Source organism: Luteimonas sp. TWI596, from assembly GCF_039674105.1.
Taxonomy (GTDB): domain Bacteria; phylum Pseudomonadota; class Gammaproteobacteria; order Xanthomonadales; family Xanthomonadaceae; genus Luteimonas.
In genome coordinates this window covers 172,422-188,533 of the sequence record NZ_JBDJMU010000004.1, presented here as the reverse complement: position 1 = coordinate 188,533, position 16,112 = coordinate 172,422, and the positions used below count along the sequence as shown (strand labels likewise).

The following is a 16,112-nucleotide window of genomic DNA, read 5'->3' as shown; positions in this document are numbered from 1 at the left end:
TCATTCGGGGGCGAGGTCGGTGCGGACGATGGGGTAGAGGTTGTAGCGCGCATCCCAGGCGCTGTGCCGACGATAGAAGTACGCCAGGCGTGCGCGCGGATCCGCCGCGAAGGCCGGATCGTCGCGCAGCCGGGCCCGGAAGTCCTCGGCGAGCGCCGGATCGGCAGCCAGCATCTCGCGCGCCACCGCTTCGGCGACGTAATCCTCCATGTACTCCTTGCGCTCGAAGTGGGTGTTGAAGCGGCCCCAGGCGGCCATCGAATCGGGCGCCTGCGGCTCGAGCAGCGCGGCGACCAGCCGCGCGCGCGGCTGTGCGATCGGCACATACAGCGCGCCGGCGCCGATGTCCTGCGGCTCGGCGCGCCAGCGGCCTTCGAGCGTGAGCCGCTGGTGGCCCTCGACCGGGGCGGTGCCGAACGCGGTGCGCTCGGCGCGGAAGGTGTCGACGGCGAGCTGGGGATGGGCGCGCTTGAGCGTCGAATGGGCGATACCGTGGCGGTCGAGTGCCTGGGCGACGCTGGCCGCGTGGGCGGCGGGCACGATGTAGCCGGCGCGCGGCAACACGACGCTCAGCGACGGCACGATCTCGTCGCGCAGCGGCACGTGCCAGATCTGCGGCGTGGTCTCGTCGTAGCGCGTCATCAGTGCGCCCGACACCTCCGACAGCGTGCGCGTGTAGGCGTAGCCACGGAAGTCGACCATCCGCGCGCGCGCCGTGGCCTGCCAGTCCAGCGGCAGCGAGGTGCCACCGAGCGCGGCGGCGCGGGCGTCGGCGTCGGCTGCCACGCGCATCCAATCGCGGCCATGGCGGGCGATCTGCTCGAGCACCGAGACCACGGTGTTGCGGGTCAAGGCCACGCGGACCGGGTAGGGTTTCCACGAGTGAGTCTCGATCAGCATCGCCACCCGGTTGCGCAGCGGGAAATAGCCGGTCGAAAAGCGCGGCGCCGACACGCCGTCCTCGAAGCCCGAGGCCGGATCGTCGGATTCGACGAACGACGGGTAATAGGGCAGCGGCAGCGCGCCCTGGCGCGCGAGGTCGTCGATGACCGCATCGCGAAATGTGCGCCCGACGCTGCGCATCTGCGCATCGCCCGAATGCAGCGGTTCGACCTGCACCGCGATGTCGTGTTCGAACTGCGCGCCATTGGTCGCGTGCAGGTCCACATAGGCGATCGGATCCCAGGCCTCGACCAGTGCCAGCATCGCCTGCATCTCCGGCGACTCGGCCTTGGCGTAGTCGCGATTGAGATTGTAGTTCTGCGCGGTCGTGCGTCAGCCCATCTCGCGCGGACCGCGCTGGTTGGGACGGTTCCAGGCTGCGAACCGCTCATGGCCATCGGCGCTGAATACGGGCACGAAGACCCAGACCAGCGCGTCGAGCGCGCCGGGCGCGGCGTCGCCGTCGAGCACCTGGCGCAGCGCCAGAAAGCCGGCGTCCTTGCCGTCGATCTCGCCGGCGTGGATGCCGCCCTGGATCAGCACGACCGGAATGCCCTGCGCACGCGCCTGGGCAGGGTCGAGCGTGCCGCTGCGGCTGACGATCAGCGCCTGCATCGGTCGGCCTTCGGGCGTGGTGCCGAATTGGGTGCAGCGCACCGCATCGGGATGCAGGCGGGCGAAGGTGGCGCACAGGCGCACGACCTCATCAAAGCGGCCGGTCTCGATGAAGCCACTGCGCTCGGACACGGTGATACGCGGATCGTCGCTGGCCGAGGCGGACGGCAGCGGCGCGACGAGTGCGGCGGCGAGCAACAGCGGCAGGAACGGGCGGCAGGACATGGGGCGGTCCGGAGGAGAACGACGACGCATGATGCCCGGCCGGGCGCGCCCGCCCAAGGGCAGGTGTCGCGATCGATGGCCCAGCGCCCGGCACTTGCCGCCGTCCGGCGGGCATGGCAGTCGCGGGCCGGACGCGAGGATCGGGTAGGCTGTCGGGTTCCCAGACTGCCTTCGACGTGCCGATGACGACCGTCCAGACCACTGCGGGCCGCATGCCCCGCCAGATCTCCTACATCATCGGCAACGAAGCCTGCGAGCGCTTCAGTTTCTACGGCATGCGCAACATCCTGGTGCCGTTCCTGATCAGTTCGGTGCTGCTGGCCTACCTGCCCGAGGGTCCGGAGCGCGACGGCGCGGCCAAGGACATCTTCCACATGTTCGTGATCGGCGTGTACTTCTTCCCGCTGCTGGGCGGGTGGTTGTCCGACCGGTTTTTCGGCAAGTACCACACCATCCTGTGGTTCTCGCTGATCTACTGCGCCGGTCATGCCTGCCTTGCGCTGTTTGAGAACAATGCCGCGGGCTTCTACACCGGCCTGTTCCTGATCGCGCTCGGCTCGGGCGGCATCAAGCCGTTGGTGGTCTCGTTCTGCGGCGACCAGTTCGACCAGAGCAACAAGGACAAGGCCAAGCTGGTCTTCGACGCGTTCTACTGGATCATCAACTTCGGTTCGTTCTTCGCGTCGTTGCTGGCACCGCTGTTCCTGCGCCATTTCGGGCCGGCCGTGGCCTTCGGCATCCCCGGCATCCTGATGTTCATCGCCACGTTCGTGTTCTGGCTCGGGCGCCGACGCTATATCGACGTGCCGCCGGCCGGTCGCGATCCGCATGCGTTCTTCGAGGTGGTCAAGACTGCGCTGCGTGCCGAGCGCCCGGGGGCGGGCCGTCCTGGCCTGCTGGTTGCGCTGTTCGGCCTCGCGGTCGCCGCGCTGCTGCTCGTGCTGTGGGCGCTGTCGGCGGTGGGCGTGGTGCCGTCGGCATGGGCCGAGTCCTTCAACTTCGTCATTTCGGCGTGTCTGGCACTGGGTGTGATCATCGCTGCCGGTGGTGTCGGTGCCTCGATGCAGCTCGAGCGTGCGCGCGGCGCGCACCCCGATGCCGCGGTCGACGGCGTGCGCGCGGTGCTGCGGATCCTGATCGTATTCGCGCTGGTCACGCCGTTCTGGTCGCTGTTCGACCAGAAGGCCTCGACCTGGATCATCCAGGGCCGCGAGATGGTGATCCCGCACGCGGCCTGGTGGTGGCCGAGCTGGCTGATCCAGGACGCAGCGCAGATGCAGGCGCTCAACCCGCTGCTGGTGATGCTGTTGATCCCGTTCAACAATCTGGTGCTGTACCCGGCACTGCGCGCGATGGGGCTGTCGGTGACGCCGCTGCGCCGTATGGGCTGGGGCATCGCGTTCTCGGGCGTGGCGTGGATCGCCGCCGGCGCGATCCAGTTGTGGATCGATGGCGGCGAACAGGTCTCGCTGGCCTGGCAGTCGCTGCCGTATCTGCTGCTGACCTTCGGCGAGGTGCTGGTGTCGGCGACTGCGCTGGAGTTCGCCTACAGCCAGGCTCCGCAGGCGATGAAGGGCGTGATCATGGCGTTCTGGTACCTGACCAGCACTTTCGGAAGCCTGTGGGTGCTGTTGACCAATGCCGGCGTGCGCAACGAGGCGGTGACCGCGTACATCGCATCGTCGGGGTTGAGCGAAAACGCCTTCCTGATGTTCTTCTTCGCCGGTTTCGCGTTCCTGGCCGCCTTGGCGTTCGCGGCGTACGCACGGCGCTATCCCATGCAGGACCACTACCGTGTCGCCTGATCCGTCCACCCGGAAACCCGCCCGATGAACCTCGCCCCCGTCACTTTGCTGCTGATTGTCGTCACCGCCGTGGTGTCATGGCAGGCGTTCGAGAAGCCGCAGTTGCTCGCCCGGCTGATCCTGTGGCCGCCGGCAGTCGATCGCTATCGCCAGTACGACCGCCTGCTGACCCACGGCTTCATCCACGCCGACTGGCAGCACCTGCTCTTCAACATGATCACGCTGTTCTTCTTCGGCGGCGGCATCGAACGCGCGTTCGCGCCGTACATCGGTCCGGTCGGCTTTCTGATGTTCTACCTGTCGGCGATCCTGGTCGCGATCCTGCCGACCTATCTGCGTCACCGGCGCGACCCGCACTACCGCAGCCTGGGCGCCTCGGGCGCGGTGTCGGCGGTACTGTTCGCGTCGATCCTGCTCAGCCCATGGTCGATGCTGTTGGTGTTCTTCATCCCGATGCCGGCAATCGTGTTCGGCGTGTGCTACGTCGGCTACAGCATCTGGATGGACCGCCGAGGCGGCGACAACATCAACCACAGTGCACACCTGTGGGGCGCGGGTTACGGCGTGCTGTTCACCGTGATGATGGAACCGCGCGTGCTCGGCAGCTTCGTCGATCGCTTGATGTCGCTCTCGTTCTTCTAGCGGCGAATGCGGACGTGGTTGGCGTCCGCACTCACTGGTCTTGCATGCGAGGCGTGGTATCCCTGCGCCCACATCCATCAAACGGAGTGCATGTCCATGGCCGTGACACGAGCGAAAGCCACCAGCCTGCTCAACAAGACCGAGATGGGGCTGTACGACGCGAGCCGCGCCAATGCAGTGCGTGGTCTGAGCGAGGCCCAACTCGCCAAGCTGGTGACCCGCGCGCGTACCGCCCGTGATCGTGCGCGGGATCTGGAAAAGCGCCAGCGTCTGGCCTCGCGCAAGTCGACCGGCAGCAAGGCCGGACGGACCGGTCAGGCGAATGCGCGCACGGGCGAGAAGGCCGAACTGCTCGCCGATATCCTGAGCCGCTTCGAGACACGCCAGAAGGACACTGCGAAGGCCGCCAAGGCGGCGGCGACGGCTGCGCGCAAGTCTGCGAAGAAGACCAGCGCGTCGGGCGCACGCAAGCCGGCCGCCAAGTCGGCCGCTGCTGCGCGCTCGACAGGCACGCGGTCCAAGCCTGCCAAGACCGCAAAGACGGCGAGCAAGGCCGCGGCGAAGTCGGGCTCGTCCCGGCGCGCGGCGTCCGGCGCGACATCGACCAACGCCGGCACGACCACCAAGCCGGCTGCGGCCCGGTCGCGCAAGGCAGCCACGTCCACGGCGCGCAAGCCGGCGTCCGCCGAGACGCCGGCCGCGCCCGCGCGCAAGTCGCGACGTGGATCGCGTATTTCCCCCGAGCGTGCGCTCGACAACACGCGGCAGTTGCTCGAGCAGCACGAAGCACAGGCACGCGCGCCCAAACACTGGGAGGACATCGGTGGCGACGGCGCGGCGGCGGCGGCGCCGGGCTTCCAGTCTCCGCAGGCCCGCGCCAAGGCGCTGGAACTGCACGCTGCCGAAAGCCGGCAGGCCTCGATCAACGGCAGCAGCAGTACGCGCGACCGCAAGAATCAAGGCAAGCGCGATCGCCGGGCAGCGACAGACTGACCGACCGGGCCGGTCGGGTCGGCGGTGTCCGCAACCCGCGTCCGCAGCCGGCGTGACCAGCGCCGGCTGCGCAGCGCAGTGAACCGTTGGCCGCAGCCATGGCGCCGACGGGGCCGGCGACATTCGCGTCCCCCTATTCACATTTCGGTCGATAATTGCGGTATCGTGCGCGGACTGTTCAAGGCGGGATCACGGTACATCGTGGCTCCGATGCGGTAGATCCAATCTCACGACGGCCGGGCTTTCCGGTCGGGACGATCCGCTCCATCGCTTTCGCGTTACCCCTTGCTAGACAGTCGCGGCAGCCGGCCATCCAAACAACGCCGGTCGTCGTGTTCCAATGACCACACTGCTTCAAGGAGTAACACCATGTCAGAGCGCCAGACCGGAACCGTCAAGTGGTTCAACGATGCCAAGGGCTTCGGCTTCATCACCCCGGAAAGCGGCCAGGACCTGTTCGTCCACTTCCGCTCGATCCAGGGCACCGGCTTCAAGTCGCTGCAGGAAGGCCAGAAGGTCTCCTTCAAGGTCGTGCAGGGCCAGAAGGGCCTGCAGGCTGACGAGGTGCAGGCGATCTAATCGCCCGCAGCGTCTGCAAGATCCGGCCCCGGACGGTAACGTCCGGGGCTTTTTCGTATGCGTCGGCCTGGCGGGCGTCGTTCACGACGAGGCCACGTCGATATCGTTAGCGTTTCGTGAGTTCCATGCTGCGTGGACGGCTCGAGGATCGATGATGAGACGGATGGTGCTGTGCGTTTTGCCGCTGTTGCTGCTGGCCTGCCAGCGCGAGGCGCCCGTGCCCGCGCAACCTGCGGCCGGCCCCGCGGGCGTCGATGCCGAGGCGGTGCAGCCGTTGGCCGAAGCGCCGGTCAAGCTCGAGGATGTGGTCGAGATGGACCCGCGCTACATCGTCGGCATCAGCTACCCGCCCGAAGCCAACAAATACCCCGGGTTGGCTGCGGAATTGCATCGCTTCGCGCAGGCGGCCCGCGACGAACTCAAGCAGGCGTTGCCGGGCACCGAGCAGCAGCCGGGCGTGACCTACGATCTGTCGCTGAGCTTCACCACGTTGCTCGACACCCCGCGCGTGCTGGCCATCGCCGCCGATGGCGGCAGCTACACCGGCGGCGCGCACGACAGCCCGATCATCGCGCGCTTCTTCTGGCTGGTTCGGGAAGAGCGGTTGCTCACCGCCGAAGAATTGGTTCCGCGCGCGGCCGACTGGCAGGTGATTTCGGACTACGTACGAGAGCAACTTCATGCGGCGCTGTCCCAGCGCATCGATGCCGACGAACTCGAACCGGCCGAGCGCAGCCGGATGATGCAGACCGCAGGCCGGATGATCGACGAAGGCGCACGGCCGGACGTGTCCAACTTCCAGCAGTTCGAGCCGATCGCCGGTCCGGGCGGCACGCTGGCCGGGCTGCGTTTCGTGTTTCCGCCCTACCAGGTCGGGCCGTACTCGGACGGCGCGCAGACCGTCGAGGTGCCGGCGTCGGTCCTGTTGCCGCACCTGGCGCCGGCGTATCGCGATCTATTCGTCGCTGGCTGAGGCGTCTTGCGCGAGGGTGCCCAAGGTGTGGCCGATCTCGGCATCGAGCCGCAGTGTGGCCAGGGGGTCGGCGCGCGTGACCCCGCGGTTGAGGATCGCCAGCGGCAGGCCGGCCTCGTGGGCCATCTTGGCGAAACGGAAGCCCGAATAGACCATCAGTGAGGAGCCGACGACGAACATCGCGTCGCTCTGCGCCAGTGCGGTCCTGGCTGCCTGCACGCGTGCCTTCGGCACATTCTCACCGAAGAACACCACATCGGGCTTGAGCAAGCCGCCGCAGTGCAGGCACCGCGGCGGCACGAACGCGGCTTCGGACTCGGCGGCGATGTCGGCGTCGCCATCGGGCGCCATCGCGGCCGCGCCGGGATGCCAGCGGGGGTTGTCGGCGACGAGCCTGGGTTGCAGCGCATCGCGCGCCATCGCGTTGCCGCAGCTCAGGCAGACCACGCGGTCGAGCCGGCCGTGCAGGTCGATCACCGAGCGGCTGCCTGCAGCCTGGTGCAGGCCGTCGACGTTCTGGGTCAGGAGTGTCGCGATCGGACCGGCATCGCCCAGTGCCGCCAGCGCGCGATGCGCGACGTTGGGGCGTGCGACGGAGAATCGCGGCCAGCCGACGAAGCTGCGCGCCCAGTAGCGGCGGTAGATCGCGGGGTCGCCGGTAAAGGCCTGCCAGGTGACCGGCGCCGGGCGCTTCCAGGCGCCATCGGTATCGCGATAGTCGGGAATGCCGGAGCCTGTACTGATGCCCGCGCCGGTGAGCACGAAGACGCGGCGGAATCCGCCCAGCCAGTCGCGCAGGCGTTCGGGGGCGTCGGTGGCTTCGGCGGCGTCGAGGCAGATCGCGGACATGCGGCCATGCTACTCCGGGCCTCTACTTTTCGTAGTACGCGCGCTCGCCCGTGAAGCGGCCTTCCTGGTGACGTGGGTCCACGAGCGAGCGCATCCCTCCAAAGCGAGGTTCTTCACCAGAGTCATGAAGATCCTGCTTCTGCTACTCGATCATGGAGATCGGCTCCGGAGCGCGCGTCGCGCCGGCCGGGGACTGCTCCCGGCTCGGTCAGCCATCCCTGGCTGACTCGCCGCCGCGGGCCATCCATGGCCCGCTATCGCAATCCCCGACCAGCACGACGCACCTGAGGCCGACAAGTGCGCGACTTCTTGTAGGAGGTGACTCTGCGTCTCCTCGAAGTCGGGTTGCCAACGTCCACCGCAGTGGACTGGCAGCCGGTGGCCGCGCCAAGCGCGCCATGGATGGCGCGCGCCCGAGTCAAGGCAGGATGCCTTGACCGAGGGGAGAGCGGCTTCCGGCTGGCAGGCCGCTGCCCATCTGAAGCGGAACGACCATTTCGGTATTTGGTGGAGAACCAAAAAGAACGCCCGGCGCGGAGCCGGGCGTTCTGGTCACGCATCGCGGTGGGCGATCAGTTCGTGGCGTCCTTGGGATCGGGCGCCAGGCCGCGCTTGATCAGCAGGGGCTCGATCTGCGGCTCGTGGCCGGTGAAGTCCAGGAACAGCTGCTTGGCGTCCTTGCTGCCGCCGCGCGAGAGCAGGGTGCTGCGGAAGCGGTCGCCGTTGGCGCGGGTCAGGCCGCCGTTCTGCTCGATCCACTGCACGGTGTTGGCGTCCAGCACTTCCGACCAGATGTAGGCGTAATAGCCGGCCGCGTAGCCGCCGTTGATGTGGCTGAAGTACGGCGTGCGATAGCGCGGCGGCACCGGCGGGTAGTCCAGGCCGGCCGCCTTGAGCGCGGCAGCTTCGGTCGCCATGACCTCGGACGCCTCCGGCAACTGGTCGGCCGGCAGCTGGTGCAGATACTGGTCGAGCATCGCCGAGCCCAGGTATTCGGTCGTCGCGAAACCCTGGTTGAACTTGGCAGCCGCCTGCACCTTGGCCAGCAGCTCGGCCGGCATCGGCGCGCCGGTGCGGTAGTCCTTGGCGTAATTGGCCAGCACCTCCGGCCAGTCGGCCCACATCTCGTTGACCTGCGAGGGGAACTCGACGAAGTCGCGCGGCACGCTGGTGCCACTGAAGAACGGGTACTTCACGTCCGAGAACATGCCGTGCAGCGCATGGCCGAACTCGTGGAACATCGTGGTCACCTCGTCCCAGGTCAGCAGCGTCGGCTGGCCGGCCTGCGGCTTGGGAATGTTCTGGTGATTGGCGGTGACCGTGAGTGTGCCGTCGAGCTCGGACTGCGAGACATACGAATTCATCCAGGCACCACCGCGCTTGGACGGGCGCGCGTAGGGGTCGTAGATGAAGATCGCCAGCTGGCTGCCGTCCTCATTGAAGACGTCGTAGGTCCAGGTATCGGGATGGTACTTGGGCAGGTCGGTGCGTTCCTTGAACGTGATGCCGTAGAGCTTGGTCGCGGCGAAGAACACGCCGTTCTCGAGCACGTTCTTCATCTCCAAGTAGGGCTTGAGCTGCGCGTCGTCGAAGCTGTATTTGTCCTGCCGGACCTTCTCCGAGTAGTAGGCCCAGTCCCACGGCTCGAGCTGGAACGTGGGCTCGCCCTTGGCGGCCTGTTCGCGGTCGATCATCGCCTGCAGTTCGGCGGCTTCGCGCTTGGCGTTGGCGACGGCGGCCGGCGCCAGCTGGCCGAGCATGCCGTTGACGGCTTCGACGGTACCGGCGGTCGAATCTTCGAGGATGAAGGCGGCCTGGTTCGGATAGCCCATCAGGTTGGCACGCTCGGCGCGCAGCTTGAGGATCTGCGCGATCACGCCGGTGTTGTCGTACTGGTTGCCGCGGCTGCCGCGAGCGACCGAGGCCTTGTGGATGCGCTCGCGCAGCGCCCGGTTGTTGATCTGCGGCAGCGGTGGCTGGCCGGTGGTGTTGAGCAGGGTGATGACGTACTTGCCGTCCAGTCCGCGCGACTTGGCGGCTTCGGCCGCGGCAGCGATCTGCGCCTCGCTCATGCCATCGAGTTCGGCCACGGTGTCGACCACGACAGCCGAGTCGTTGACCTCGTTGAGCACGTTCTGGCTGAAAGTCGTCGAGAGCTTGGCCGATTCGGCGTTGATGCGCCGCATCTGTTCCTTCTGTGCGTCGCTCAGATTGGCGCCGGCGCGGACGAACATCGTGTGGTAGCGCTCGACCAGACGCTGGCCCTCGGCATCCAGGCCGAGCGAGCCGACGTTCTTGTAGAGCGTGTCGACGCGGGCGAAGAGCTTGGGATTGAGCATGATCGCGTCGCGGTGCGCGGCGAACTTGGGCGCGTAGTCGGCGTCGATCTGCTTGCGGGTGTCGTTGGTGTCGGTGCCGTTGAGGTTGCCGAAGATCCGGCGTGCGCGCGACAGCAGTTCGCCCGACTTCTCCAGCGCCACGATCGTGTTGTCGAAGGTCGGCGGCTCGGGATTGTTGGCGATCGCCTCGATCTCGCGCAGGTTCTCGGCCATGCCGGCGTCGAATGCGGGGCCGAAGTGCGCGTCCTGGATCAGGTCGAAGCGCGGATAGCGCAGATCGAGCGTGCTTTCCACGAACAGCGGATTGTCGGCGGGGCGCTGGGCGCTTGCGGCAGGTGCGACCGCGGTGGTGCCCGAGGACTGGGCGAAGACGGGCAGGGCGGACACGGCGAGGGCCGCACACAGTGCGGCGGCAAGCGGGTGCTTGAGCAAGGGTGACTCTCCGGGTGACGTGACCGCCTAGGCTAGCTTATCGGGCGTCGCGATGACCGTGCCGGAAGTCCGAGCCGTGTTTGTGCAAGTCATTCAACGGGATGGACGATATTTTTCGTGCGATGCATGATGGTTCGGCGGGCGCGCCAGTCGGGCGACGTCATCGATGCAGGATCTGCGGCAGACTGGCGAGCCACGTTCCCGCCCGTCACTGCCATGACCACGATCCACGAGTTCACCGCCCGTACGCTGGACGGCGTCGACCAGCCGCTGTCGGATTTCGCCGATCGCGTGCTGCTGATCGTCAACGTCGCCTCGCGCTGCGGATTCACGCCGCAGTACGCCGGCCTGCAGGCGCTGTGGCAGGACTATCGCGACCGGGGGCTGGTGGTGCTCGGGTTTCCGTGCGATCAGTTCGGCCACCAGGAGCCCGGCGATGCGAACGCGATCCGCAGCTTCTGCGCGCTCAACTATGCGGTCGACTTCCCGATGTTCGCCAAGGTCGAGGTCAATGGGCCGAATGCGCATCCGCTGTGGGCCTGGCTGGGCGGGCAGAAACGCGGCTTGCTGGGCACCCGACGGATCAAGTGGAACTTCACCAAGTTCCTGGTCGGCCGCGACGGCTGCGTCCGTGCGCGCTATGCGCCGTCGAGGGCGCCAGCCGCGTTGCGTGGACGGATCGAGACGATCCTCGACGAAGACCCGAGCCCTGTGCGGCGCTGAGCGCGGCCGGCTGCGCGGACATGACACGCCGGCGCGCGCGACGAAAGTCGCCCGGCCTTACTTCTCGACGAAGGCGCGCTCGAACACGTATTGCCCCGGCGTGCCGATGCGCGGCGCGGCCTCGAAGCCGCGGGCATCGAGCAGGCCGCGGAAATCGGCCAGCATCTGCGGGCTGCCGCAGATCATCGCGCGATCAAAGGCCGGGTCGAGCGGGGCCAGGCCGAGGTCGGCGGCCATGCGACCGCTGTCGAGCAGCTCGGTCAGCCGGCCGCGGTGGCTGTGGCCGTCGAACATGAAGTCTTCGCGGGTGACGGCCGGGTAGTACAGCAACTGGCGCGAAATCTGCTCGCCGAGGAATTCGTGCCGCGGCAGCTCGTTGACGATGTAGTCGCGATAGGCCAAGTCCTGGGCCGAGCGCACGCCGTGGGTGACGATCACCTTCTCGAAACGCTCGTAGGTCTCTGGATCCTTGATCACCGACAGCCACGGCGCAAAGCCGGTGCCCGTGCCCAGCAGGTACAGATTGCGGCCCGGATGCAGATCGTGGATCAGCAGCGTGCCGGTCGGCTTGCGGCCGACCAGAATCTGGTCGCCCGGCTGGATGTGCTGCAGACGCGAGGTCAGCGGGCCGTTGTCGACCTTGATGCTGAAGAACTCGAGCTGCTCCTCCCAGTTCGCGCTGGCGATCGAGTAGGCGCGCAGCAGCGGCTTGCCCTCGACCTGCAGGCCGATCATCACGAACTGGCCGTTGTCGAAACGGAAACCGTCGTCGCGGGTCGTGGTGAAGCTGAAGTACGCGTCCGTCCAGTGGCGGACGTCGAGCACCGTTTCGGAACCAAAGGCGGAGGACATAGAAGGCAAGGCGAGGCGCGGAGCCGCCCATCTTAACAGAGCGATGAGACCGGTTCTCATCTGCGACCTGGTGTCGCAGCCTGCGCGCCGGCTGGAAGAGGCGGCGCTCGACTAATGCGGCCCGCTTTCCTCGTTCGGCCGTGCCCGGCGGTCGCCGAGCAGGGCACTGAGCACGATCGCGATGCCCAGGCCTGCGCCGGTCAGGAACAGCAGCAGCGCGATCGCCGGATAGCCGAACAGCCGCGGGCCGCCGGGGTTGTCCATCATCAGCGCCGAGGCCAGGATCAGCGCCGCGGTGACCACGCCCGCGGCGATGCGATTGGCGATCTTGTGCAGGCTTTCGAGCAGATGCGATTCCTCCAGCCCGGTCAGGCGCACGCGCAGGCGGTTCTCGGCCAGCAGCGACAGCACATTGGACACCTTGCGCGGCGCCTCGCGGACCAGTTCCTGCAGGTCCATCATCTCGCTGGCGAGATTGGCCGGCGAGAGCGACTTGCGCAGGCGCTGGCGCATCATGTCGTTGAGGTGCTCCTCGACGACGCGCTTCATGTCCATGTCGGGCGCCAGCGTGCGCACGACCGATTCGAGGTGCAGCAGCGTCTTGCCCAGCAAGCTCATCTCCGGCGCGGTGCGCAGGCCGCAGGCGGTCGCCAGGCGCACCAGGTCGAGCACCAGGCGGCCCTCGGTCTGGCCGGTGGCGCCCGACTGCGCGGCGTAGCGCGCGACCAACTGGCCGACATCGCGGTAGTAGCGCTCCTCGTCGAAGTCCTCCAGGCGCGTGCCCATGGCGATGCCCTCGGCGGCGACCTGCTCGCCGCGGCCATCGACCGCGGCGAACAGCAGCTTGAGCAGGCGCTCGCGGGTGCGTGGCGGCACGTGCGCCACCATGCCCAGGTCGAGCAGCGCCAGTCTACCGTCGCGGGTGTAGAGCAGGTTGCCCGGGTGCGGATCGGCGTGGATCTCGCCGTGGACGAACACTTGGTCGAGATAGCCGTGCAGCAGCGCGGTCGCCAGTGGCGCCATGTCGCGCTCGGTGCGCTGCAGGCCGCTGATCGCAGTGACCTTGGTGCCTTCGACCAGTTCCATCGTCAGCAGCCGCGGCCGGGTCAGGTCCCAGATCGGCTTGGGCACGAACAACGATGGGTAGGCGGCGAAATGCGCATCGAAGCGATCGAGGTTCTCCGCCTCGACGCGATAGTCGAGCTCGGCCAGCAGCGTGCGCCGGAACTCGTGCACCCAGTCGGCGAAGCGCACGCGCCGGCCGAGGTCGGTGACCCGGTCGATGCCGCCAGCCAGCCGGGCGAGCGTGTCGAGGTCGTCGCGGATCTGCTCCACGATGCCCGGGCGCTGCACCTTGACCGCGACGGCGCGGCCGTCGCGCAGCGTGGCGCGATGCACCTGCGCCAGCGAGGCGCTGCCCAGTGGCGTCTCGTCGAAGCTGTCGAAGACCTTGTTGATGCGCACGCCCAGCGCGTCCTCGACCGCGGCGTGGATCACCTGGAACGGCACCGGCGCGACATCGTCCTGCATCCGTTCCAGCGCGGCGAGATAGGCCGGCGGCACCATGTCCGGACGTGTCGACAGCGCCTGGCCGATCTTGATGAAGGTCGGGCCGAGCGCCTCGAGGTCATCGACGAACGCCTCCGGCCGGCCGGCAGTGTCGGCCTCGTCGACCTCCACCGTCGCCGCGTCCAGGTCGAATCCGGTCAGCACGCCGGCCTTGCGGTACTTCATGAGGAAACGCAGGATCTGCGCGTTGCGCGCGAGCGCCTGGCGGGTATCGGTCATCGCGGAACTCCGTTGATGTGGGCAGCGTACGCAGCGCCGCGTCAACGCCGTCTCACGGCAGCGGCGCGACGGGCGCAACCTGCGCCGTTCCGACCTGCTGCCGCGTCAGCGGTAACCCGCGGCCTGCAACTCGAACAACTCGGCGTAGCGGCCACCCTCGGCCATCAACTGGGCGTGCGAGCCGCTGGCCTCGATCCGGCCTTGCTCGAGCACCAGGATGCGGTCGGCCATGCGCACGCTGGAGAAGCGGTGCGAGATCAGCACCGCGGTGCGCTGATGCGACAGCTCCTTGAAGCGTCGGAACACCTCGTACTCGCTGCGCGCATCGAGCGCGGCGGTGGGTTCGTCGAGAATCATGACCTGGGCCTCGCGCATGTAGGCGCGTGCGATTGCGACCTTCTGCCACTGGCCGCCCGACAGATCGACGCCGTTGCGGAAGCGCCGGCCGATGATCTGATCAAAGCCGTCGGGCAGGCCGGCGATGATCTCATCGGCCATCGCCCGATGCGCCGCGTCGACGATCCGCGCGTGATCGTCCATCGCCTCGATGCGCCCCACGCCGATGTTCTCGCCGGCGGTCAGGTGGTAGCGCACGAAATCCTGGAAGATCACGCCGGTATTGGCGCGCAGCGCCTCGAGGTCGTAGTCGCGCAGGTCGCGGCCGTCGAGCAGGATCCGCCCCTCGTCGGGGTCGTAGAGCCGCGCCAGCAGCTTGACCAGCGTGGTCTTGCCGGCGCCGTTCTCGCCCACCAGCGCCAGCACCTCGCCAGCGTGCAGGGTGAAGTCGAGGTGCCGGACCGCCCAGCGCTCGCTGCCCGGATAGCGAAAGCCCACGTTCTCGAAGGTGAAGCCCTGGCGGATCGGCTGCGGGAATGGCACAGGATCGCTTGGCGAGGCGATCTCTGGTTCGATCGCGAAGAACGAGAACAGGTCGTCCAGATACAAGGCCTGGCCGGCGACCTGCGAGAAGCCGACCAGCAGGCCTTCGAGCAGCTGACGCAGGCGCAGGAAGCTGCCGGCCAGGAAGGTCAGGTCGCCAATGCTGAAGTCGCCGCGCACCGTGCGCCAGGCGATGTAGCCGTAGGCGACGTAGTAGCCCAGCGAGCCGAGCGCGGCCAGCAGGGTGCCCCACAGCGCCCGGCGCCTGGCGAGCGCGCGGTTGGCGAGGAAGAACCGGTCGGCCAGCGTGCGGTAGCGATCGATCAAGAACCGGTGCAGGCCGAAGATCTTCACTTCCTTCGCCGTCTCGACGCTGGCGCCACTCTGGCGCACGTATTCGAGCTGGCGACGTTCGGGCGTCCACTGGAAATTGAGCGAGTAGCCCAGCGCGTTGAAGTGCGATTCGCCGATGAAGGCCGGCACCAGCGCGACGGCCAGCAGCACGATCAGCCAGGGCGCGTAGACCAGCAGGCCGATCGCGAAGCTCGCGACCGTGATCGCATCCTGCACCTGGCCGAACAACTGCCCCATCAGGTTCATGCGGCCCATGGTCTGGCGGCGCGCGCGGTCGAGCTTGTCCTGCAGTTCGGGGTCCTCGAAGTCTTCGAGGTCCAGGGTCGCCGCGTGTTCCATCAGCCGGATGCTGGTGGCGTTGGTAAACAGCTCCGACAACAACGTGTCGGCATAGCTGACCAATCGCCCGAGCAGGTCGGAGCCGATCGCCAGCGCGAACTCCAACGCAAGCAGCCCGGCAAGCGTGTCGAGCGCACCGCTCGACCAGGCCTGGGCCAAAGTCGTGAAGCCGCCGTCCAGGCCGACGACGCGGATCGCCTCGTCGATGATCAGCTTGCCGACGTAGAGCATCGCCACCGGCAGGAACGCGCGGACCAGACGCAGGCCGAGGCTGGCGAGCGTCAGCGGCCGGCTGGTCTGCCAGATCATGCGCAGGAATGGCCGCAGGTTGCGCATCGCGTCGAAGCGCTCGCGCAAGGTGGGGCGGCCATCGGTGCGGAGCGGTTTGGCGGAGGCGGAGGCGGGCATGACCCATTGTCGCGCCAACGGCGTCGACGCGTCGGCATGCCGGCGCATCCTGCGCATGCCGGCCGCTCACGCCGGACACGGAAGGCGCCGCCAGCGGCGACGCCGCATCGCCGTCAGCCGCTGCAGCCGCCGCCGCAGCCCCCGCAGCACGCCGCGGCCACGCGCTCGATCTGGCTCGCGCGGATCGGATGGCCGGCCTGCGCGAGGATCGTGACCAGATCGCGGTCGGAGGCGGTGGTCGAGACGCGCAGCACGCCGGTGATGTCGACGTCGGCCAGGCCGGCCGGATCGAGGGTCTGCAGCAGACGCTCGACGGCGTCGATGTCGATTTGCGGGCGGTCGAGATGGATGTTGAACTGCATCGGGGTGGCCTCT

12 protein-coding genes and 1 pseudogene are annotated in these 16,112 nt (G+C 67.9%); 6 read left to right on the top strand and 7 right to left on the bottom strand.

Annotated elements, in window-relative coordinates:
• Nucleotides 1–1,782, bottom strand: a pseudogene (locus ABE487_RS04825) (M14 family metallopeptidase).
• Nucleotides 1,783–1,964: 182 nt separating this feature from the next.
• Here ABE487_RS04825 and ABE487_RS04820 point away from each other — a divergent pair.
• The 5 genes from ABE487_RS04820 (at nt 1,965) to ABE487_RS04800 (ending at nt 6,774) form a co-directional block, all read left to right on the top strand.
• Complete coding sequence (locus ABE487_RS04820) at nt 1,965–3,587, top strand: oligopeptide:H+ symporter (RefSeq protein ID WP_346444045.1); 1,623 nt, start codon at nt 1,965–1,967, stop codon at nt 3,585–3,587.
• Between the two features lie 24 nt (nt 3,588–3,611).
• Nucleotides 3,612–4,229: a rhomboid family intramembrane serine protease gene (locus ABE487_RS04815; protein ID WP_346451616.1), complete on the top strand. Its 618-nt coding sequence runs from the start codon at nt 3,612–3,614 to the stop codon at nt 4,227–4,229.
• Between the two features lie 96 nt (nt 4,230–4,325).
• Complete coding sequence (locus ABE487_RS04810; RefSeq protein WP_346451617.1) at nt 4,326–5,222, top strand: hypothetical protein; 897 nt, start codon at nt 4,326–4,328, stop codon at nt 5,220–5,222.
• 369 nt (nt 5,223–5,591) lie between these two features.
• Nucleotides 5,592–5,801: a cold-shock protein gene (locus ABE487_RS04805; RefSeq protein WP_047135789.1), complete on the top strand. Its 210-nt coding sequence runs from the start codon at nt 5,592–5,594 to the stop codon at nt 5,799–5,801.
• A 154-nt stretch (nt 5,802–5,955) separates the two neighbouring features.
• Nucleotides 5,956–6,774 carry a DUF3298 domain-containing protein gene (locus ABE487_RS04800; RefSeq protein ID WP_346451618.1) on the top strand — a complete coding sequence of 273 codons (819 nt, stop codon included), beginning with the start codon at nt 5,956–5,958 and terminating at the stop codon, nt 6,772–6,774.
• Here the strand turns inward: ABE487_RS04800 and ABE487_RS04795 are convergent.
• A complete protein-coding gene (locus ABE487_RS04795; protein WP_346451619.1) occupies nt 6,757–7,623 on the bottom strand; it encodes an NAD-dependent protein deacetylase in 867 nt (288 codons plus the stop codon). The genes ABE487_RS04800 and ABE487_RS04795 overlap by 18 nt on opposite strands.
• A gap of 572 nt (nt 7,624–8,195) precedes the next feature.
• Nucleotides 8,196–10,394: a M3 family metallopeptidase gene (locus ABE487_RS04790; RefSeq protein ID WP_346451620.1), complete on the bottom strand. Its 2,199-nt coding sequence runs from the start codon at nt 10,392–10,394 to the stop codon at nt 8,196–8,198.
• 216 nt (nt 10,395–10,610) lie between these two features.
• Here ABE487_RS04790 and ABE487_RS04785 point away from each other — a divergent pair, with 216 nt between their 5' ends.
• Nucleotides 10,611–11,117, top strand: a complete 507-nt coding sequence (locus ABE487_RS04785; protein WP_346451621.1) for a glutathione peroxidase — start codon at nt 10,611–10,613, stop codon at nt 11,115–11,117.
• A 57-nt stretch (nt 11,118–11,174) separates the two neighbouring features.
• Here ABE487_RS04785 and ABE487_RS04780 read toward each other — a convergent pair whose 3' ends face one another.
• From ABE487_RS04780 to ABE487_RS04765, 4 genes are all read right to left on the bottom strand, one after another.
• Nucleotides 11,175–11,969 carry a ferredoxin--NADP reductase gene (locus ABE487_RS04780; RefSeq protein WP_346444055.1) on the bottom strand — a complete coding sequence of 265 codons (795 nt, stop codon included), beginning with the start codon at nt 11,967–11,969 and terminating at the stop codon, nt 11,175–11,177.
• 111 nt (nt 11,970–12,080) lie between these two features.
• Complete coding sequence (locus ABE487_RS04775) at nt 12,081–13,757, bottom strand: AarF/UbiB family protein (RefSeq protein ID WP_346448786.1); 1,677 nt, start codon at nt 13,755–13,757, stop codon at nt 12,081–12,083.
• Between the two features lie 105 nt (nt 13,758–13,862).
• Nucleotides 13,863–15,737, bottom strand: coding sequence for an ABC transporter ATP-binding protein (locus ABE487_RS04770; RefSeq protein WP_346444058.1), 1,875 nt, complete (start codon nt 15,735–15,737; stop codon nt 13,863–13,865).
• A 113-nt stretch (nt 15,738–15,850) separates the two neighbouring features.
• A complete protein-coding gene (locus ABE487_RS04765; RefSeq protein ID WP_346451622.1) occupies nt 15,851–16,099 on the bottom strand; it encodes a hypothetical protein in 249 nt (82 codons plus the stop codon).
• Nucleotides 16,100–16,112: the final 13 nt, after the last annotated feature.